Genomic DNA, 20,978 nt, shown 5'->3' with positions numbered 1-20,978 from the left:
GGTTGTAGACAATTAGTTTTGTAGAAATGGTGAACTGGTTAAATATATGGGATCGCTTTCTTGTTCCATCTATTTGAATTCGTTATACTAAAGTAAACCATTTCATAAAAACTTTGGAGGGCGTCAAATGTACAGTGTTATGATTTTCTTACACGTAGTTAGTGCTTTATTTCTAGGATGTTATGTGTTATTCCCTTTTTTGACGGGACGTGCCGCAACGTTATCGGGAGCTGCTCAAGAAAGCTTCGTCGGGCTGCTTAGATCTTTCAATCGAGTGGGTCAATACGCAGCAATCGTAGCTTTCATCACTGGAGGCGCATTGATCAGTAAAACTAAGCCTTCTGTTCTTTGGATGATTCTGGCTATCGTTCTCTTGCTTATCATTGTCGCTTTGTCCGGTATGATGGGTGGTAGAATGAAGAAGCTGATCGTTGCTGCTAAAGCAGGCAAGGACACAGCTTCTGATGTAGCTAAAATCAAAACTTTTAGCTGGATTGCTGCAATCGCAGTCATCGTTGCAGTATTGATTATGACGAATCCACAACTTTTAGCGTAAAGAAATGAAAGTATTGTTGGCATAAGAAAAAAGCAGGCTCATCATCATGATGACCTGCTTTTTGTATTAATTCAATGTAATTTCGTCTAATGTTTTTTCAAACGAAGCGCTCATATGGGTAAGGAAATAGTCCACTTCCGGCATATCCATTTTTTGCAAGCTCTCTAAAATTTGCTGTTTGGCTACAATGAATTCCCGATTTCCAGTGGACAGCTCGGTTAAACATTTAATATAAGCTTCCAGCAGATCTGCTGCCTTCACCCATTTGTAGAGTTCGGGGTCATGATCCTGAATTAAACTGCGGTATACATTGCTGATTTCAGTTGGAATGGTTTGCATCAACCGCTCAACCGCTACATCTTCAATTTCTCTGAAGTTTCGCAGGATTTGCTCATTATTATGTTTAACGGGCTGAGGAATATCTCCCGTTAATACCTCCGATGCATCGTGAAACAATGCGATTGAAACAACCCGATCTGTCGGTATATTGCGGCCGTATACTTCATTTGCAATTGTACAAAGCATATGAGCAATGGCGGAGACGTAATAAGAATGCTCCGCGACAGTGTCTCTTCGCATATTCCACATTAAACTCCAACGATCGATATATTTTAATCGATACAAGTAGGCAAAAAAGTGATGGCTCATAAAGTCCTCCTAGAATTGTAGTCTTCCTATAGTAACGCTTCTGAGGAAAAATTTCCATCTGCTGATGAGAACGATAGCAGCAGGCAAAGCAAGACAAGGCCGTCTGGGAAACCCACCAGACGGCCTTGTCTATTTGACGCTCGGCGTCACCCGCTCAGCCACCTTACCGGTGGCGGGGGTGTAGACGAGCGGGAGCCCGAGCAGTGCTTGAAGATCGTCAAGCGCAATCATGACCTGCCCGTGCTGACGCAGCACGGGCTCTCGAAGTACGACGCGCGCTCCTCCTCGCGTCGCGGTCTTCGCATTCACCTGCAGGGTGAATGCCTCTTGTCCGAGGCGGAGCTCAAGCGCACCGCCCTCTAGAACAGCGCTGCCGCCGAGCTGCGCGGCAGCGGTAGCGGCGTCCACGCGTAGCGGAGCCGTATTTGGCTGCGCCACAATGCGGCGCTGGATCGAGCGATGCAGCAGCTCCGGCGTGATCTCCGGGCTGCCTGCGTTGATCCGCGGGATAAGTAACCGATCAGCGCTTCGCGTTGCCATTTCGGGTGAAATCGTGAAGGCATAACGGATGCCTGCTTGTTGGATAAGGGATGCCGCTTGGGGTGAAGTAATGCCAAACGGATAGGCCATTGTGTCTAAAGGTGCATCGGTAAGTCCCTTGAGTTTGCCTACACAAGTGTTTGTATCTTTTAAGACACGCTGCTGATAGGCTTCTTCGGTTTCTTGTTGGCCATTTTGATCAAGTCGTCCAACGAGGGCAGCTTTACCACTCGGCAGCTTATGATGCAAATTGTCGGTATGGCATCCGATATCAATGAAGTTAGTGGCATGTGTCATTTCACTAAGTTGAGCTTTCGACATCGATGGGATATAGGAGCCGAGTGGATTTGCTAAATCCGTTGTAATGACGAAGTTAACGGCAGGAATACGCAAGCTTTTTAAAATCGGATAAGCGGATGTGTAAAAACTTTGATAACCATCATCAAAGGTGACAAGGACCGCATTGGCTGGGACGGTTGCGCCCGCCATATACTGTTTGAATTCATTGAGAGAAATAAAATGATAGCCTTTACTAAGTAAGGATTGTAGCTGGTCTTGCAATAATTGAGTTGTAATTGTGCTGGAGCTGGTATCTTCGTCATGGACATGGTGATACATAAGCACTGCGACTTGGTCCTGATAGTATATTTCTTGGGAACGCTCAGCCTGCAGCGGTGTGAGCAGTAAGCTGAGGCCGATGAGACTCAGTAGAACTGTGATGGCAATTCTTTTATACATAGTAGTGAATCTCCTTGTTTTGCTCACAAGAACATCGAATAGTTCGTGAGAGGTATGGTATAATAGAGGCTGTTAAAACTTGCTATCCCAATTTATATTCATTATCATTTCTTTCAATTGAGAGAGGAGCCATATTTAGTCATGCAGCATTTTTATCAAAGCGTTTACGATTTGATTGTCGAAACTTCTACGAACCTTCCTGGTGATGTACGTCGCGCGGTTCAAGCCGCTCAAGAGAATGAGGATAAAGGAACACGCTCCGCACTGTCCTTATCACGAATTGCTGATAACATTCATATGGCGGAATGCAATGTATCTCCGATTTGCCAAGATACGGGCATGCCAACGTTTATTATACACTGTCCGGTTGGGGCAAACCAAATTATCATGAAGAAGCAGATTCTTGAAGCCGTAGCGAATGCGACCAAAGCAAGCAAGCTTCGCACGAATTCTGTGGATTCCCTTACTGGAGCGAACAGCGGGGATAATCTGGGACCCGGCACACCGGTTATTCATTTTGAACAATGGGAACGTAGTGATATTGAAGTAAAGCTGATTCTCAAGGGCGGAGGCTGTGAGAACAAAAATATCCAATACAGCCTTCCGGCTGATCTTGAGGGTCTAGGCAAAGCAGGTCGTGATCTTGACGGCATTCGTAAATGTGTCATGCACGCGGTATACCAGGCACAAGGCCAAGGCTGCAGCGCTGGATTCATCGGCGTAGGCATCGGTGGCGACCGTACAAGCGGTTACGAGTTGGCTAAGCATCAATTGTTTCGCCATGTAGACGATGTGAACCCGCACCCAGAGCTGCGTAAAGTGGAAGAGTATGTGATGGAACATGCTAATACGTTGGGGATTGGCACGATGGGCTTTGGCGGTCAGGTTACTCTGCTTGGCTGTAAAGTTGGCGTGATGAACCGATTGCCTGCAAGTTTCTTCGTTTCCGTTGCCTATAACTGTTGGGCGTTCCGTCGTCAGGGTGTTATTTTGAACGCGGAATCCGGCGAAATTAATGGCTGGTCCTACCCAAGAGGGACGGAAGTGTCGTTCCAAGATGCTTTTGAAGCCAGTGTGAAAGCGGCTCAGGACACAACGGTAGAGCGTCGAGAAATTGTATTGCATACACCGATTTCGGAAGAGCAGATTCGTCAGTTAAAAGTCGGCGACGTGGTTGTGATCAACGGGACGATGCATACAGGACGCGACGCGCTGCACAAATATTTGATGGACCATGATGCACCACTGGATCTCAATGGCGCTGCCATTTACCATTGTGGACCTGTAATGAGCAAAGATGAGTCCGGCGAGTGGCATGTGAAAGCGGCAGGTCCGACTACAAGTATCCGCGAGGAACCTTATCAGGGCGATATCATTAAGAAGTTCGGTATTCGTGCAGTCATCGGTAAAGGCGGAATGGGACCCAAAACACTGGCTGCCCTGAAGGATCATGGCGGTGTATATTTGAACGCCATTGGTGGCGCTGCGCAATACTACGCACAGTGTTTCAAGAAGGTTGAAGGTGTTGATTACCTTGAGTTTGGTATCCCAGAAGCCATGTGGCATCTGGAAACAGAAGGCTTCGCGGCGATCGTTACCATGGACTCCCACGGGAACAGCTTGCATGCCGATGTGGAGAAAAACTCATTGGAGAAGCTGACAGCACTGAAAGAGCCTGTATTTAAATAAGAGGGTGTCAGCGCCTTTACAAAAAAATAACTGGCTTCGGTATGGGAGGAAGGGTTACTATGTAGAGTAGCCCTTTTTCTTTTCATTTGAACGAATAAGTGTTAAAACTTACTCATCGGAGGACAGATAGCGGATGACGAAATTCCGTGCCAAACTGACTTATATTTTAATTTTGCTAATCGGCGGATCGATGCTGATTGCGGGTATTTTCATGGCCAAGGTATTAGAGAATTCACATGTCCAATCGCTGAAAGATAACATGCAGCGCGAGCTCATGGTCATTAGTGCGACTGGCGATTGGAACCGGACAGGTACGGAAAGTGAACAGCTTGCCTACTACACATCGCAAGCAAAGCTTATCAAAGCTTCCACAGAAGCAAGGCTCACCTTTGTCCGTGCAGACGGTAAGGTAATGGGAGACTCCGATCAAAATCCAGAGCAGATGGACAATCATTTGAATCGACCAGAGATTGCTGCTGCAGTCACTAACGGTGTAGGCTACACAACGAGATATAGCGACACACTTAGAGAAAAAATGCTCTATGCTGCTGTTCCTGTCAAAAGTGGTGACAAAGTGACTGGTTATTTGCGGATTGCGTTGAGTTTGGAGCAGGTCGATCAGTCGATTCGAAGTTTATGGTATTTTCTGGTTGCAGGTCTTGCTATCTTGTTCGTGATTGCGGGAATTGTTAGCTATCGGATTGCAAGTGGAATTACACGCCCTATTGAGAAAATGACTCGTGTTGCGCAGCAAATTACGAATATGAACTATGAATCGCGCGTGGCTTCTTATAGTAACGATGAGGTCGGGCAGCTGGGACAAGCGATTAATCGGATGTCAGAAAGCTTGCAGCAGCAGATGGCGCGTATTCAGGAGAACGAGCGCAGGCTTCAAGGTGTCATGGAAAATATGATGAGCGGCATCATGATGATCGATCGTGAAGAGCGGATCATGCTGCTGAACCCTTCAGCTGAGTACATTCTTGGATTTACAGCTCAGGAATTGTTGGGTAAGAAATATAATGAAGCCAAACAGCAATATGAGTTCGCCAAATTGATTCAGGAATGCATAGAAACAAGGGAACCCATCCGTGATGAGATGATTTTCTACTATCCGGCTGAACGCATCTTAGATATAAACTTAAATCCGATTGCTCATGAGGATGAAGAATGGTCGGGGGTACTCATTGTAATTAATGACATAACCGCTGTGAGAAGGCTGGAGCGGATGCGCAGCGAGTTCGTTGCCAACGTATCACATGAATTGAAGACTCCGATTGCCGCAGTCAAAGGTTTTGCCGAGACGCTGCTTGCAGGGGCATTGAACGATAAGGAAACAGCGGTTTCCTTTCTGCAAATCATTTTTGATGAGAGCGAGCGATTGAATCGGTTAATCGGGGACATTTTGGAGCTATCCAAAATTGAATCGAAACGCATTCCGATGCAATTTTCACCTATTTATTTACCTGAATTTCTAGAAAAATCACTCAGTGTTCTGAGAAAAGAAGCCGAGAAGAAACACATCGAACTAAGTTTGCATGTAGATGATGATATTTACATTGAGGCGGATGAAGATCGACTACGGCAAATTTTTATTAACCTGTTGTCTAATGGCATTAGCTATACGCAGGAAGGCGGCAAAGTAAAAGTTCGTGTTGAACCCCTTGAAATGAATACGGATGGTGATTATGAACGATTGAGGATTATCGTCTCAGATACGGGCATTGGTATTCCGAAGAAGGATTTGCCGCGAATTTTTGAAAGGTTTTATCGTGTCGACAAAGCCCGTTCCCGCATCTCAGGCGGAACTGGACTAGGATTGTCTATCGTGAAGCATTTGGTGGAACTGCACAAGGGAACCATTCGAGTTGATAGTGAGGTCGGTATAGGCACGAAGTTCACGATTGAATTGCCAGTTATTCACTAAATTTCAGGTGGTTGCGGAATGTTTACATTCTCTTAACAATCTCGTGTTAGAATAAAGCTGTGCAAAGTTAATAAATTGTAAATACGGGGGATCCCATGGCACAAAAAATACTAGTTATCGAAGACGAACCGACTTTAGCCCGATTGCTTTCGTACAACCTTTCGCAGGAAGGCTATGACACCAAGGTTGTTGATCATGGTGGAGATGGACTTCAAGAGGCTTTACAGCAATCATATGATTTAATTATTTTGGATATCATGCTTCCTGGATTGAACGGTTTCGAAATATTGGCCAAGCTAAGGCAAAAAGGGAACGGAACGCCCGTTATTATTTTGACAGCCCGCAATGCAGAGGACGAGGTTGTTCAAGGTTTGAAACACGGAGCGGATGATTATATAACAAAGCCTTTTGGTGTCGCTGAGCTTCTTGCAAGGGTATCTGCTGTTCTACGCAGAACGCAGCCTGAGGAAGCCATGGCAGATAGAAATAAAGCCAACGAGAAGGTCATTCAAGCCGGTGAATTGTTTATATATCCAGAGAAATACGAGGTTGCTTTGAATGGGGAGTCAATCCCCTTAAGACCCAAAGAGTTTGAAGTGCTGTTGTATTTAGTCCAACGTCCTGGTGTGGTCGTTACTCGGGACGATCTCATGAACATTGTCTGGGGTTTTGATTATATAGGGGGACAAAGAACGGTTGATGTGCATGTCAGTTCGCTTCGCAAAAAGCTCGAGATGAATCAGCAATCGGTACAAATCGATTCGATCCGCGGTGTCGGTTACAAGCTAGTTGCCAATATGGTGAAAAAATAATGAGCCAAGGGCTTGCTGATTAAACAGCAACCCTGGCTCATTTTTGCGCATAAACAACGTGGATTAATTGTTCAATTTGCATGGATGTAACTTGTTTAGTATGTCGTTTTAACCAGTCTACAAGATGGGTATGCACGGGATAAAGCTCAACTTGCTCGTGCATCATTGGAAGCCTGGCGGCTCCTGTACGGTTTAGTTTGGCTATATAGGTGGCTTGCTCACTAGTATCGCTTAGCATGTAGTCAGCCAAGCAGATTCGTCCCTCAGGCTTCAGTACACGAATGATTTCACCCCAAGCTAACTCTCTCTGTGGCTCGGTCAAATGATGCAGTGCGAAAGAGCTGACTACAAAATCAAATTGTCGATCCATGAAGGGAATAGCTAATACATTACCGAGCTTTAGCTCTATCTGAGGATATTTGCTTTGAGTCCGTTTAAGCATTTCTTTGGATTGATCGATGGCGAACATGGTTGCGCCTAGATGCTGCAGCTTGCTAGCTAGATTACCTGTGCCTGTCCCAATATCTAACCCTTTTTCAGCTGTGGTGGGTGAAATAAACTCAGCAATTTTGTCCTGTGCAGCTTGGTATGCTGCATTCGGAGGTATTGAAGTGGTTAAAGGGACAGGATTGGTCTCTGGCGGGGAACTGTCGATAAGTTGGCTATCAAATCCAGAAGCCTTTGCATCAAAGTCCCAATGATCGCTCCAGCTTCGACGTAGATCGCGCATCGCCTTGCTTCGTTGAGCTAACTCATACAGCTGGTCAGTGGGCAGCTCTTCATTTATTTCGGCTGCATCGATCATTCGATCCATGGTACCGATGATCTCTTTCATCTCTGTCCATTGCTGAAACAGGATGGAACGCTGTAACTGCAGCGCAAAGATGACATCAGCTTGATTGTTTGGATCTTTGCTCAGTAATGTAAGCTTGATATCGTCAAGCGTCATGCCTACTTCCCGAAGGGAAATAATCGTTTGTAATCGCCAAGCATCCTGCTCGGTATAGGTTCGATAACCATTCACTTTCATCTTGGTTGGAGATAGGAGTCCCTTCTGCTCATAGAAGCGAATGGCTCTGGGGGTAATACCAAGCTTGCGAGATATTTCATGAATAAGCATCATTGTCCTCCATCATGGCACAATCGCATACAACTTGCGCTAGAAATGAAATTTTCTTTTTTCAGGAATTTGATATACTTCTAATTGTAATAGTTGTATGCACTTGTGAAAAGGCTAAGGATAAATAAGCTTTAGGAGGATAATTTATGTCTAAAACGTATCGTATTGCGATTATTGGCTGCGGCGGAATCGCGAACGGCAAACATATGCCGAGCTTGAATAAATTAAACAATGTACAAATGGTTGCTTTTTGTGACATTATTTCAGAAAAAGCACAGGAAGCAGCCAATAAATATGGAAAAGGCGAAGCTCGTGTGTATGAAGATTACCGTGAGCTTCTGAAAGACGATTCTATAGATATCGTTCATGTTTGTACGCCAAATGATTCTCATGCGGACATTACGATCGCAGCTTTGGAAGCAGGCAAGCACGTCATGAGTGAAAAGCCGATGGCCAAAACAGCTGCAGATGCGCGCCGGATGGTCGAAGCTGCGAAGCGAACTGGGAAGAAGCTAACGGTTGGTTACAATAACCGGTTTCGCGGCGATAGCCAACATCTGCACCAGCTTTGTCTGGATGGCGAGCTTGGTGAAATCTATTTTGCTAAAGCACATGCGATTCGTCGTCGTGCTGTTCCGACATGGGGCGTATTTCTTGATGAAGAGAAGCAAGGCGGAGGCCCGCTAATCGATATCGGTACGCACGCACTCGATTTGACGATGTGGATGATGAACAACTACGAACCGAAGGTTGTCCTCGGTACTTCCTACCATAAGCTATCACAACGAGAGAACGCTGCGAATGCTTGGGGACCATGGGACCCATCTAAATTTACGGTTGAAGATTCTGCGTTTGGTATGATTACGATGAAAAATGGTGCGACCATTATTTTGGAGTCAAGCTGGGCGCTGAACACACTGGAAGTGGATGAAGCCAAATGTACGTTGAGCGGTACCGAAGGCGGAGCAGACATGAAGGGCGGCTTGCGGATCAATGGCGAGAAGCATAGTCGGTTGTTCACAACGGAAGTTGAGTTGAATGCTGGCGGTGTTGCGTTCTATGATGGTGAAACCGAGAGTGCGCCTGATTTGGAAATGCGTCTATGGATTCAAGCCATTGAGAATGACACAGAGCCAGTTGTCACACCAGAGCAGGCTTGTGTGGTTTCTGAGATTCTAGAAGCCATTTATGAATCGGCAAAAACAGGTAAAGCGGTTTATTTCGACTAGATTCGATCATTTCCCAGGAAATATGAGTAACCCCTTATGGTTAGATGAATATTCATCGCCATAAGGGGTTTTTCTATTACTCAATGGAAGCATCATTTCCTTTTGAAAACCAGGCAAACAAGAAGAAAATGGCTGTCAACACAACTAGAAAGGGAGCAATCATGATTAAAAAGAAATCCAAATCCATTTAGGTATCATCCTTTCTTTGATGTTGTTCCTTGCACGTAGGAAGCATTGAACAAAAACAGGCGCATAAGTAGAGCTAGTGAAGGGACTAACAGCAGCAGCCCTGCGATGAAAGCAATAACTAGGGAGAGCGCCATCGCATCGCTTGTGAAATTGTGATAAAGCGTGATATAGGGATACAGAATATAAGGGAGATGGGAAGCGCCATATCCAAAAAAGGCAAAAGCGAATTGCAGCATGACGAGTAGAAAAGCCCAACTATAACCCCGACGTTTCCAAATGAGAAAGACAGCTGTGAGGAAACACAAAAAGGAAGCGACGAACATCCAAGCTAAGTCAAGCATCCGTTGAAAATGCAAGGGATTATGACCATTGATGGCAAAAAAGACGAGTAGACTGGCTAAAATCGTAGGAAAACTCCAGCCTAAGGCATATCCACGAACAACTTCTAAAGCTTTACGATCTTGTGCCTTAGCCGCATAGTAAGTTAAAAACATAGATGAGATATACAGGACACTGACGAGTGAGAGAAGAACAACGGCCCACGAATAGGGACTGCGTAATAATTCTCCGAAGAGGAACTCCACCTTGCCATTTTTTTCAATGACAAATCCGCCCTCCGAGATCGTAAGTACCGTAGATAAGGAAGCCGGAATGAGCAGTCCGGTAGCTCCGTAGAGAAACATATAAAACTTGTTATCTTTGGACCCATAATTACTAAATGCATAATAGGAGCCGCGGAGTGCAAGCAGAATAATAGCCACACTTCCCGGAATCAGAAGAGCTGTACCATAATAGTAAGACGTATCTGGGAAAAACCCGATAATGCCAACCATGAAGAAAATCAAAAATACATTCGTTACTTCCCAAACCGGCGATAGATAACGTTCGATAATGTTATGAACAAGATGCTTTCTTCCAGTAATGAAGGAATAGTAGCTGAAAAATCCGGCACCAAAATCAATGGAGGCTACGATCAGGTAACCGTACAAAAATATCCAAAGAACCGATATACCGAGTATTTCATAACTCATTTTGCTTCGCCTCCTTCAATGCCACTGGCGATTAACTCGTCTTGAACGTCGTTGTTTTTGAAAAGCTTGCTAAGAACTTTGATGACGGTTAGTCCTAATAAAATGTAGAGGAAGCAGAATAAGACGAGCATCGTATCCACATGTGCAGAAGTGGTTGCTCCTTCTGCGGTTTTCATGTACCCTCGCAATATCCAAGGCTGGCGTCCCACTTCTGCATAGACCCAACCACATTCAATGCCTAGCATGGCGAGGGGACCTGACCAACTAATCAGGCGAAGCAGCCATCGTGGGTAACGCCCTTGATGCTTGCGCGCTCTACGCTGTGCCCAAATGTAGAGCAGAGCTAGCAGCGTCAAGAACACACCGATGGAGACCATCATGTCAAAAATGTAATGTACATACAGCGGCGGACGCTCTTTAATGGGTGTTTCGTTCAGACCTTGCACTTCGGCTGTCGGTGACCCATGGGCAAGAATACTTAGCGCATAAGGAATTTTGAGCCCATATTTAATTTCGTTGTCTTTTGTTAAAATGCCGCCCATGACAAGCGGAACTTTCTTGTCGGTATCAAAATGCCATTCAGCTGCTGCTAGTTTTTCTGGTTGATACTTGGCCAAAAATTTGCCTGATAAATCCCCAATCAGTGCTGTACTCACGGAGAATACAAGCGCAGCGGTCATCGTGAGTTTTAATGCTTTCCGATGGTAGAGCGTATCTTTCTTTTTAAGTAAAGAGAAGGCGGCTATTGCGGCTAAAATAAATGCGCTTGTCATATAAGAGGAAGCCAACACATGGGATACCTTGGTAGGTGTCGCTGGATTAAACATCGCGACAAGAGGTTGAATATCCACAATAGCGCCATTTTGCAATTTGAAGCCTCGTGGCGTGTTCATAAATGCATTTACGGTTGTAATAAAGAATGCGGAAGCCGAGGAACCGAGTACGACTGGGATAAGGAGCAAGAAGTGAAAAATGGGTTTCTTGAAGCGATCCCACGTGTATAAGTAGATGCCCAAGAAAATCGCTTCGAAGAAGAAAGCGAACGTCTCCAAGAACAGTGGCAGGGCAACGGCTTGCCCGGCAATCCGCATAAAGCTTGGCCATAACAAGCTTAATTGAAGTCCAATAGCGGTTCCGGTCACTACACCTACAGCTACTGTAATGACGAAGCCGCGCGCCCAACGGCGCGCCATGAGCGAGTAGTACGGGTCTTTGCGCTTAATGGCCGTCCATTCGGCGAGCGCTATCATGACAGGAACGCCAACGCCGATTGTTGCGAAAATAATGTGAAAGGCGAGTGTAAGCTCAGTGAGCATACGGCTGTATTGCACGGGATCGTAATTCATAACATTCAGCTCCTTCAAGTTCTGGCAAGATTAATGCCTCATGATCAGTCCTAATTTCTAAGAAAATAGATGGCGGCTCCAAGAAAAAAGCATGATCAAAGCTACCACCGAACACAGGATGATGAGCGCCTTTTCTTGTTTGCGGTATTTGTCCATTTATATTCACCTGCTCCATCGTTCTTTCTTACTATTTATATCATACACGGATGTATGTGATTAATTTCACATAATTGTGAGCAACGTTTGAAAAGTGTTTGACAGTGTTGTGAAAGTATTCACAAACAAATGCACTTGTGTTCAATAAATAGACAGAGAAAATGAACATGAACATCTAAGTTACCGGGGAAATACGAATATGTTTACTCGGTGTTATTACGAAACAAGATTGTGAAACGATAGCTATCCATAAAACAAAGGTTTATGAATGGATGAAAATCGATTTTAATTTTAATTTTTATTTGATTAAACAACTTGCCTCAAAATTTAAGTTCAGAAGCCGCGGTGCAGTTATCACTACTAACAGCTAAAGATCGTATTTTATTAAGCATAGATAATCATTATAAAATTGGTGATTTAGATAACCTTACAAAGTAAATTTTATCAAGTGAGGTCAACTACTCTGAAGAATTGCTGAGTAACCCAGTATTTCATCAAGCTTCTTCTTGCTTTCTGCAGATAGGGATTCTGCTGGAGGGTTGAGCAAGGGGTGATGCTTTAAGATGAGCTCTCGCCTTTGGAAAAAGTATGCTTTATACCACAAACCTCTTGCAAGTCCTTTATGACATAGCCGTGAACATGGAATCGATCTGCAATTCGGATAGCATTTGGAAACGTTCGTTGATCCACGACTAATTACACATTTTCGAGAAAGTATAAGTATTATATCCACTCATCGATTAGGTACAAAACACTTGTAGAAATGGAACGGATGCACGTACCTAAAGCTACCGCATGAAAAAATCTGTGTCTACGCTATTGACTGAATACCTGTTGTTATTTTGTAATGGAACGAATATCCATTGATTTATAACCTGAGTTCATTTATATTGTTGAAAGAAAATTAAATACTAACCCTCATCAACCTAGATGAGGTAGAGGTCGCGATGTTGAAGAGTACATCGGAGGAAGTCCAGCAATGACTGTTGATTCCGATGAAAAGGCACCATCGCCGAAGCCGTACGGTATACTGACCGCGTCGGCTGGGGCCGTTTCCGAAAGGGACGGAACTGTCATACTGTTGAATCCAAAACAGTGTGTTGTGCTATCTTGAGACAGGATAAATGAGGGAGTAGAAGCTACCTTACTTATTTATGAAGAGGCGGCTTTTTTGCGTTGTTAGCCCTCATCTTAAAGAAAGCTAACGGAAAACATATAAAGGGAGAGTACAGAAGGTGAAAGAGAATCAATTACGCAGAGGTCTGAAGTCGCGCCATATGACGATGATTTCACTCGGAGGATCGATTGGAACAGGGCTGTTCCTAGCCAGCGGCGGGGCGATTCATGCTGCTGGACCAGGCGGCGCGCTTTTAGCTTACTTCATCATTGGAATTATGGTTTACTTCTTGGTAACAAGCTTGGGAGAAATGGCGACATTTATGCCTGTGTCTGGAACATTCAGTACTTACGCAACGAAATTCGTAGATCCATCCCTTGGCTTCGCGCTAGGGTGGAATTATTGGTATAACTGGGCAATTACAATTGCGGCAGAGTTGTCCGCGGCGACGTTAATTATAAAGTTCTGGCTGCCTGACAGCCCGTCGTTCTTATGGAGTGCTCTATTCCTCGCCTTAATGGTTGGTCTTAATTTATTATCTGTTAAAAGCTACGGCGAGTCGGAATATTGGTTCGCTATGATAAAGATTGTAACCGTTATTGTGTTCATCGGTATCGGATTGTTAATGATTGTCGGCATCTGGGGCGGCAATGCGGTTGGATTCAGTAATTTCACAGCAGGTGACGCGCCGATTTCGGGCGGCTTTCTTGCAGTACTTGGCGTTTGTATGGCTGCAGGCTTCTCCTTCCAAGGAACAGAGCTTGTCGGTGTTGCAGCAGGAGAGTCCGAGAATCCTCGGAAGAACGTACCTCGCGCGATCCGCAGCGTGTTCTGGAGAATTCTATTGTTTTACATCTTGGCTATTTTCGTTGTTGGCATGCTGATTCCGTACACCACAGATACATTGGCTAGCGATAGCATAGCGGCAAGTCCGTTTACGATTATTTTTGAAAAAGCAGGCTTAAGCATAGCAGCTTCTGTGATGAATGCCGTTATCCTAAGTTCGGTTCTATCCGCAGGTAACTCAGGGATGTACGCCTCCACACGAATGCTTTGGGTATTGGCGAAAGAAGGCAAAGCGCCTAAATTGTTCGCTAAATTAAGTAAAAGCGGGATTCCAGTCTACGCCCTGCTTGCGACAGCTGCACTCGGAATGCTTGCTTTCCTTGCTTCCTTCTTTGGCGATGGTCAAGTATACATTTGGCTGTTGAACGCGTCAGGTATGTCTGGATTCATCGCATGGCTTGGTATAGCAATTTGCCATTACCGTTTCCGTAAAGCTTACATTGCACAAGGGCGCAAAGTAGCTGACCTTCCATACCGCTCGATTTGGTTCCCGTTCGGGCCGATCTTGGCAGGTGTAATGTGCATGATTGTCATTATTGGCCAAAGCATTAGTGCGTTCTCGGACGGTCAGGTGGACTGGAAGTTCTTGGCAGCTTCTTATATTGGAATTCCATTCTTCTTGGTACTGTGGCTAGGTTACAAGTGGAAATACAAAACAAAAGTGTTAAAACTGGAAGAATGCAATTTGGATCCTACGGAAGATTAGTTGAAAAAGTAGAGCAAAGGCCCAGTCGCTTTTGCTCTTTTTGCATAGGCACAGATTTCAAGCGCCAAGTGGTGAAAATATGAGTAGTATTGGTTCCACAAAGCTTCCTGCTCCGCTTGTTCGACTAGGTTTACTCAATAAGCTACCAGAACAAGGCTACCGGTGGTCTTTCCTAACCAAAATAGTAGTTATTATTGCTATAATTAATTTCAAATATCTGTTAATGGAGTTTTCGAGTAAATCATAGAAGAGGAAAGCAAATAATATTAAAGGAGTGCGGTAACTATTAAAAAGCCGAAAAAAAATATTAGATCCTTAGTTTCTCTTAAAATACCAACAGGGTGGCTTGTAAATATTAACGAACTTTATGAGGAAATGCATGAGGATGATTTAAAAGAAGATATACTACAATTCACTAATAGACGGCATTCAATGATCCTCGACTTAGGTTGGTACCCTGAGTTTAGAGCAGAAGGTCAGTACAGATTAACCCTTGTTAAGGAAAATGACTGGTCAAAACCCGTTAAGGAATATGTTTCAAACAATTTAAAAGATATAATTGAAAGCATGGAAGTAACCTTAATACAAGTTAATGAATCATTAATAAGCAAGTATCCATGCCCATGCTGCGGATACCTAACGCTAGAGAATATCCCTCCAGGAACATATGAAATATGTGATATATGCCTTTGGGAAGATGACGCTGCACAATTTTATAATCCTGATGAGGAGGGAGGAGTAAATGCAGCTTCATTAACTGAATATCAAAGGTTATTTGTACAGGATGAGAATTTTTTTCGAAAACCTAATAAATATGATTTAAGAGATTCCAACTGGAAACCTAAAGTATAAATAAGTTTTAATTTTGGTGATATATAGGTTTAATCGCAAACGTATAATAGAGTACGATTTTAGAATATTTTCGGAAGACAGGGAATCAGAGATTATTCTGTGACAAATACAATTAGGATTTCGTCCGGCACGGGTAGTCCGACAATGCCCAATCCAACTCATTCAATTCAGACTCCCCCTTCTCTCAAGTAACCTTTAAGCTAGGAAATCTGATCGTACATACCATAAGGCAGCTAAGTAGGATAATGACGAATACAGACAGGATTACATGCAGGTGGATTGCAAATAATGCATATACCGTTAGAACGCCTCCAGCAAACGTAATCGGCATACCAACAAAGCCTCGTGCCTGCTGCTTCTGGATGCTGAAACGCGCAAGTCTTAGTGCTCCGCAAATTAGAAACAATCCGGTTGCTGCAGCGCCCCAAAAAGGTAACTTATGAAGAGCCACGACGTAACTAAGTAGCGCAGGGGCGGCCCCGAATGTAATAATATCGCAGAGCGAATCAAGAGATTTGCCAAATAGGCTCTCCGCCAGTAGCTTACGTGCGGCGTACCCGTCCAACAAATCAAAAAGCATACCTAGAAGGACAACGAGTGCCGCTACACTTGTTAGACCAGAAAATGCTAATATTATTGAGATCACACCGCAGCACAAATTGCTCAATGAAAGCATAGCTGGTATCCATTTCATTTAATTTCCCTCCATCTACGAAACGTTACTTCCCAAATATCAATAATTTCAAAAGTGAGAACATGCTCATTATGAACGCAATAAACATAGGAAGTCCCAGTTTCTACTAGCAATGACATTCTCATTCTCCTCTTATCTATCGAGCTCATACTGACCGTTCGTTCAGTATGAGTATAAATGGCTTGTTTTATTTTTTCAAGTTTCATGAGAGACAGTCTACTGTATATCTCTGTGGAGGCGCTGTAGCACCTGGATCGAATTTGCTTTTTATGAAGGATGCGTTGTAAATTTTGGGGGATCAGAAGGTTCGATCATGCGCGGACATTCTTTAAAAGTAAATGCGGTTGGATAAGTGGGCGGGCTGACTCATGGAAAAGCACTTTTACGTATAAAATGCAGTTGTAGCGGGTCGAGTTTAGCACATCTTTTCATAGTTGCATCGGGTTATTTGGTTTGTTAGAATACAAAAATAACGTTCGGTATAAAATAAAGAAGTGACAGATGGTCCGATTCGTAAAGCGGAAAAATGATACTAAGCGAGTATCAACACATATAGTTATTGGCCAGAAGCTGAACAGGAGATGAAAATGATGAATAAAAAGCAGCTACAGAGTGAGCTAACTAAAAATAAGATAGCTGAAGCCGCGAGAACCTTGTTTGCACAAAGAGGGTATGCAGCGACCTCCATCGAGGATATCGTAGCCGCTACCGGAAGCAGTAAAGGAAATATTTATTATCACTTTAAAAGTAAAGAGGGGCTCTTCCTGCATTTAGTGGACGAGTGGGATCGGGAATGGAAGGCGCAGTGGGTTGAGAAGGAACATTTGTATGCTACGGTTGAAGAAAAACTGTACGGGCTTGCGGAACATCTCGTTGCTAACGATCTGAATCATCCTCTAACCAAAGCGGCAGATGAGTTCCTAAGCAGCGAATGGGAAAAAAGTGATGTGCAAGATGAAGTAATCAAGTATATCTCCGAGCATATTGAATTTAACCAACGGATGCTGCAACAAGGCATAGACGCAGGCGAACTGAAGTCGGACGATACCAGAACGCTCGGTTTTATTTTAGAGGCACTACTCATGGGGCTTGGTGAAATGTCCAAGCGTTCTCAAATCAAGGATGCGATTAGCATCTATCGCAAAGCGTTCAAAGTATTTCTTTATGGCACTGTTGTTCAAAAGTCTGGCAGAGACATGTAAATGAACTGGATGGAAAGAACGGCCAAAGATCTCACCTAGCTTCTACGTAAATTTTTTCAAAAACAAACACTGAAATTTTGGCCAGCTTAAGTATAATCAATAGGATAGCCTAATGATCGTGTTCTAACTATAGTTTACAAAAACTACCCGAATTACTTTGCGCTCGACAAAGTAATTCGGGTAGTTTTTTTGATGTATTCACATTGCACGATATTGAGATTAATTATGAGTTCAACATCAATGTGAAAAAAGACATATTTCGCCGATTCATGGTATCACATGCGAATATGACATCATATATACTGCGTTTATTTTACATTAACGTTTTTTTATTAAATTTAAAATGTTTTTTAATTTATATATTGTGGTTTATTTAAAAATTTGCTATATTTATGACATACTAAATGATGATTTGGGGGATACAGATGCGAGTAGGCATAAGCGGTACAGGAAGAATTGGAAGACTTTGTTTGAGAAAAGCTTTGTCTGAGAAGCAATCTGATTTCGAAGTAAAGGTGATTAACTCAACAAGTCCTATTCATGTGTTGGCCCATCTGTTGAAATATGATTCTGTTCATGGTACTTGGGACGCGAACATCGAAGTGTTAAATGATAACTTGATGATCATTAATGGACAGCGGATATCCGTAATTTCTGAAAGAGAGCCAGATTTGCTGCCATGGGAGGACTATGGCGTGGAATTGGTCGTAGATGCAACTGGAAAGTTCAATCATCGTCATGGGGCAGAACGACACTTGTTTGCTGGAGCAAAGAGGGTTTTGATTACAGCGCCAGGTGCTAACATGGACTTGACGGTGGTTATGGGAGTCAATGAAGCGAAGTATGATCACAAACTGCATCGTGTACTGTCTGTAGCCTCTTGTACAACGAACTGCATCGCGCCTGTTTTACAAATTCTGGACAGGGATTTTGGCGTCAAGCAAGGATGGATGACAACGGTGCATGCGTTCACCAATGATCAAAATCATATGGATAACCCGCATAAAGATCTTCGCCGAGCGAGGGCCTGCACGAATTCTATTATCCCGACTTCGACAGGGGTCGGTAAAGCGCTTATCGATGTTCTACCGCATCTTGCTCCGCATATTCAAGGCGTCTCGATCCGTGTGCCTACGCAGGACGTTTCGCTGTTGGACCTTCAAGTTGTAGTAGGCCGCAAAGTGAAGGTAGATGAAGTGAAACTGGCTATCAAGCAGGCAATCGCGGGCCAATTAGGTACGTTCGTGGACTATAATGAATTGCCGCTTGTATCAGCCGATTATATTGGAAATGATAAATCAGCCATTATTGATGGACTCAGTATTATGACGCAGGAAGACCAGATCAAGCTGTTGGCATGGTATGACAACGAGTGGGGCTATGCAAGCCGTGTCATCGATTTTGTAGCCTATGTATCTCGTGCGGAAAGCACTCAACTAAAGGAGGAAGCGAAATGTCTAACACAAACAATATAAAATTGGAAGCGGTTCATCAGCATGATCTTGGTGTTATCCTATGTAAATCGTGCAATGAAGTGATTGCAACGTTACCGACCAACGGTGTTAAGAAATTTTATAGCCTTTGCGACAAAGTTGTTTGCAGAAGTAATGAACAAGATGGTAAACAGATGATGATGCATTAATTAGGAAGCTCTATCAAGCATACGAGAACGGGGGCATTCGAATTTGATTTCGATTTGCCCCTTATTTTGTTCGATTCACCAGCTAGCTATTCGGTTTAAATACATAAAACTCAATTCCGTTAATTTTCTAACGACGCGGTTGTTGCTCATATGGATTTTGAATCGATTATGGCGTATAATGAGCCATTAGAAATCAATTTAGGTCAGACAAAGGTAGGAATTCCTGATGACAAAAAGAACACTTTCACTGGTGTGCATCTTCCTTGGGATTATTATTTTGCTGTATCCGACGCTGAATGATCGCTATGAAAGCTATCAACAGCAGAGAATTTTGAAGCAATGGCAAGAAAATTTGCAGCATATTGACCAAGCAGCATCCGAGACGGAGCGTATTTCAGAGGTTCCCTCCTCTATTCCTGTTGATGGGGCGACTGTACATAGCCAGCCGGTTGCTTTGAGCGCAGAGCCTACAACATCAGTAGCTTCTATGATGCAGAAAAATGTTGAAGGTGTTTTGATTATTGATAAGATTAATCTGAAGCTTCCGATTCTTAAGGATGCAACAGTTGATAATATGAAGCTATCGGTTGCTAGCATTGCGAACACAGGCAAACTAGGAGCTGTCGGTAATTATGCGATTGCCGGTCATAGGAATCTGACCTATGGCAAGAATTTTAATAGACTGGATGAAGTCGCGGTCGGTGATATGATCGAAGTAGATACCGGGAGCAAACAGTATTGGTATAAGGTACAGGATAAGTTATATGTTCTCCCTGAAGATGTTTGGGTACTGAAAGGCAATGGTAAGGATCAAGAGATTACGTTGATTACCTGCCATCCTATGGAAAACCCGACTCATCGTATTATAGTTAAAGCGAAGTTAGTAGAAAAGTAAGGAATAATTTGTCTAGTAAAACAGACAAGCCTATGCTATGATACGCATATAAAAAAATATGATTTCGGTGCTTTCCACCGATAAAGGCAAATCTAGCGAAAGCTAGAGACGCAAAACTAAAGGGCCTTCCTTAGCATACCTGCTAAGATGGCAGCCAGATACCGAAAGGGGAGTTTTTTGTGTATAAAAAAACCTTGCTAATGACGATGATTGTGGCGCTTTTTCTCATTCTTGCACCGAAAGGAACCTATGCCGCGTCCGCTCAATCCTTGGTAGATAAGAGCTCTTTGGATAAGGGAATCATTACAGTCAATTATGAGAATGGTAAAGGAACGAAAGCTATCGTCCGAATTACTAAGGGGAACGTTAGGTACGACTATAACCTAGTGGGTGGGGCCCAATACCCTTTGCAGTTAGGTGATGGGAGTTACAATATCCTGATTGCCGAATCAGTGAGCAACAATAAATATAAAGTAATCGCGCAAGAAAACATAGATGTTAAGCTGGAGAACGAAAATGAAGTGTTTGTGCAATCCATTCCACTAATTGATTGGAATGATGAAACAAAGGCTGTTATTGAGGCAAAAAAATTAATCGTAGGTACCGAGTCGGATAAAGATAAAGTTACTGCTATCTATTCATACATTACTGAAAAATATAAATACGACAATGATAAAGCTGAAAGCGTTGAAGCTGGCTATATCCCTGATCTGAATAAAGTTTTCGATGATTCGAAGGGAATCTGCTATGATTACGCAGCTACCTTTGCTGCTATGGCTAGAAGTGAAGGGATTCCAACTCGATTGGTAATGGGTTATGAAGTACATGCTCCGAATACTTATCATGCTTGGAACCAAGTTTTCTTAAAAGATAGTGGGGAATGGGTTACTATCGATACCACGTATGATGCTGCTCGTGTACAAGGCGGAGAAGAAACGCCAATGATCAAGGATGCATCGAACTACACGATCACAAAATTTTATTAAATTATACGGTCTGCTTCCAATATGGAGTGCAGTATAAAAAAGCCTACATTTGAAACT

The 20,978-nt window shown here is 43.5% G+C and carries 19 protein-coding genes and 2 riboswitches; of the genes, 12 read left to right on the top strand and 7 right to left on the bottom strand.

What is annotated here, in order from left to right; genetic code table 11:
- Window positions 1-127: 127 nt before the first annotated feature.
- Entirely contained in the window at window positions 128-556 is a 429-nt protein-coding gene (locus GK047_RS17260; RefSeq protein ID WP_163949298.1) for a hypothetical protein, read from the top strand.
- Window positions 557-622: 66 nt separating this feature from the next.
- On the opposite strand, the gene yfbR is transcribed toward GK047_RS17260, so the two are convergent.
- Both yfbR and GK047_RS17250 read right to left on the bottom strand, forming a co-directional pair.
- On the bottom strand, window positions 623-1,204 hold the full coding sequence (gene yfbR, locus GK047_RS17255) for a 5'-deoxynucleotidase (protein WP_163949295.1): 582 nt from the start codon (window positions 1,202-1,204) through the stop codon (window positions 623-625).
- Between the two features lie 129 nt (window positions 1,205-1,333).
- Complete coding sequence (locus GK047_RS17250; RefSeq protein ID WP_163949292.1) at window positions 1,334-2,482, bottom strand: polysaccharide deacetylase family protein; 1,149 nt, start codon at window positions 2,480-2,482, stop codon at window positions 1,334-1,336.
- 141 nt (window positions 2,483-2,623) lie between these two features.
- On the opposite strand from GK047_RS17250, the gene GK047_RS17245 reads away from it, so the two are divergent.
- The 3 genes from GK047_RS17245 to GK047_RS17235 all read left to right on the top strand — a co-directional run bounded on the left by GK047_RS17245 (window position 2,624) and on the right by GK047_RS17235 (window position 6,910).
- The gene (locus GK047_RS17245; RefSeq protein ID WP_163949288.1) at window positions 2,624-4,171 is read left to right on the top strand and encodes a fumarate hydratase; all 1,548 of its coding nucleotides are present in this window, start codon (window positions 2,624-2,626) and stop codon (window positions 4,169-4,171) included.
- Window positions 4,172-4,304: 133 nt separating this feature from the next.
- On the top strand, window positions 4,305-6,098 hold the full coding sequence (gene pnpS, locus GK047_RS17240; protein ID WP_163949285.1) for a two-component system histidine kinase PnpS: 1,794 nt from the start codon (window positions 4,305-4,307) through the stop codon (window positions 6,096-6,098).
- A gap of 95 nt (window positions 6,099-6,193) precedes the next feature.
- Window positions 6,194-6,910 carry a response regulator transcription factor gene (locus GK047_RS17235; RefSeq protein ID WP_163949282.1) on the top strand — a complete coding sequence of 239 codons (717 nt, stop codon included), beginning with the start codon at window positions 6,194-6,196 and terminating at the stop codon, window positions 6,908-6,910.
- Between the two features lie 37 nt (window positions 6,911-6,947).
- On the opposite strand, the gene GK047_RS17230 is transcribed toward GK047_RS17235, so the two are convergent.
- Window positions 6,948-8,033 (bottom strand): MerR family transcriptional regulator, encoded by a 1,086-nt coding sequence (locus GK047_RS17230; RefSeq protein WP_163949279.1) that lies wholly within the window; start codon window positions 8,031-8,033, stop codon window positions 6,948-6,950.
- Window positions 8,034-8,176: 143 nt separating this feature from the next.
- Here GK047_RS17230 and GK047_RS17225 point away from each other — a divergent pair, with 143 nt between their 5' ends.
- Entirely contained in the window at window positions 8,177-9,259 is a 1,083-nt protein-coding gene (locus GK047_RS17225; RefSeq protein WP_163949277.1) for a Gfo/Idh/MocA family protein, read from the top strand.
- A 76-nt stretch (window positions 9,260-9,335) separates the two neighbouring features.
- Here GK047_RS17225 and cydS read toward each other — a convergent pair whose 3' ends face one another.
- From cydS to GK047_RS17215, 3 genes are read right to left on the bottom strand one after another with little or no spacing between them, the layout of a single operon-like run.
- On the bottom strand, window positions 9,336-9,446 hold the full coding sequence (gene cydS, locus GK047_RS30660; RefSeq protein ID WP_481856011.1) for a cytochrome bd oxidase small subunit CydS family protein: 111 nt from the start codon (window positions 9,444-9,446) through the stop codon (window positions 9,336-9,338).
- 7 nt (window positions 9,447-9,453) lie between these two features.
- The gene (locus GK047_RS17220; RefSeq protein ID WP_163949273.1) at window positions 9,454-10,479 is read right to left on the bottom strand and encodes a cytochrome d ubiquinol oxidase subunit II; all 1,026 of its coding nucleotides are present in this window, start codon (window positions 10,477-10,479) and stop codon (window positions 9,454-9,456) included.
- Complete coding sequence (locus GK047_RS17215; protein ID WP_163949270.1) at window positions 10,476-11,825, bottom strand: cytochrome ubiquinol oxidase subunit I; 1,350 nt, start codon at window positions 11,823-11,825, stop codon at window positions 10,476-10,478. Before GK047_RS17215 ends, GK047_RS17220 begins: the two co-directional genes overlap by 4 nt.
- Window positions 11,826-12,909: 1,084 nt before the next feature.
- A riboswitch (Lysine riboswitch) is annotated at window positions 12,910-13,097 on the top strand.
- A gap of 161 nt (window positions 13,098-13,258) precedes the next feature.
- Here GK047_RS17215 and GK047_RS17210 point away from each other — a divergent pair.
- Window positions 13,259-14,650: an amino acid permease gene (locus tag GK047_RS17210; protein WP_205516857.1), complete on the top strand. Its 1,392-nt coding sequence runs from the start codon at window positions 13,259-13,261 to the stop codon at window positions 14,648-14,650.
- Between the two features lie 567 nt (window positions 14,651-15,217).
- Window positions 15,218-15,502, top strand: a complete 285-nt coding sequence (locus tag GK047_RS17205) for a CPCC family cysteine-rich protein (protein ID WP_163949648.1) — start codon at window positions 15,218-15,220, stop codon at window positions 15,500-15,502.
- A 184-nt stretch (window positions 15,503-15,686) separates the two neighbouring features.
- On the opposite strand, the gene pssA is transcribed toward GK047_RS17205, so the two are convergent.
- Window positions 15,687-16,196, bottom strand: coding sequence for a CDP-diacylglycerol--serine O-phosphatidyltransferase (pssA, locus tag GK047_RS17200; protein ID WP_163949265.1), 510 nt, complete (start codon window positions 16,194-16,196; stop codon window positions 15,687-15,689).
- 590 nt (window positions 16,197-16,786) lie between these two features.
- Between pssA and GK047_RS17195 the strand changes: the two genes are divergently transcribed.
- The 5 genes from GK047_RS17195 (at window position 16,787) to GK047_RS17175 (ending at window position 20,921) form a co-directional block, all read left to right on the top strand.
- Window positions 16,787-17,398: a TetR/AcrR family transcriptional regulator gene (locus tag GK047_RS17195; protein WP_163949645.1), complete on the top strand. Its 612-nt coding sequence runs from the start codon at window positions 16,787-16,789 to the stop codon at window positions 17,396-17,398.
- Between the two features lie 425 nt (window positions 17,399-17,823).
- The gene (gap, locus tag GK047_RS17190) at window positions 17,824-18,873 is read left to right on the top strand and encodes a type I glyceraldehyde-3-phosphate dehydrogenase (RefSeq protein WP_240344010.1); all 1,050 of its coding nucleotides are present in this window, start codon (window positions 17,824-17,826) and stop codon (window positions 18,871-18,873) included.
- Window positions 18,852-19,040, top strand: coding sequence for a GapA-binding peptide SR1P (locus tag GK047_RS17185; RefSeq protein WP_163949262.1), 189 nt, complete (start codon window positions 18,852-18,854; stop codon window positions 19,038-19,040). Before gap ends, GK047_RS17185 begins: the two co-directional genes overlap by 22 nt.
- A 226-nt stretch (window positions 19,041-19,266) precedes the next feature.
- Window positions 19,267-19,935 carry a class D sortase gene (locus GK047_RS17180; protein ID WP_163949259.1) on the top strand — a complete coding sequence of 223 codons (669 nt, stop codon included), beginning with the start codon at window positions 19,267-19,269 and terminating at the stop codon, window positions 19,933-19,935.
- Between the two features lie 75 nt (window positions 19,936-20,010).
- Window positions 20,011-20,101, top strand: a riboswitch (cyclic di-GMP riboswitch).
- Between the two features lie 13 nt (window positions 20,102-20,114).
- The gene (locus GK047_RS17175) at window positions 20,115-20,921 is read left to right on the top strand and encodes a transglutaminase domain-containing protein (RefSeq protein WP_163949256.1); all 807 of its coding nucleotides are present in this window, start codon (window positions 20,115-20,117) and stop codon (window positions 20,919-20,921) included.
- The last annotated feature ends 57 nt before the right edge of the window (window positions 20,922-20,978 follow it).

The sequence above is a fragment of the Paenibacillus sp. SYP-B3998 genome (assembly GCF_010820665.1).
GTDB lineage: Bacteria > Bacillota > Bacilli > Paenibacillales > NBRC-103111 > Paenibacillus_E.
The sequence above is the reverse complement of the archived record's forward strand: the minus strand, read 5'-3'. Positions and strand labels throughout refer to the sequence as shown.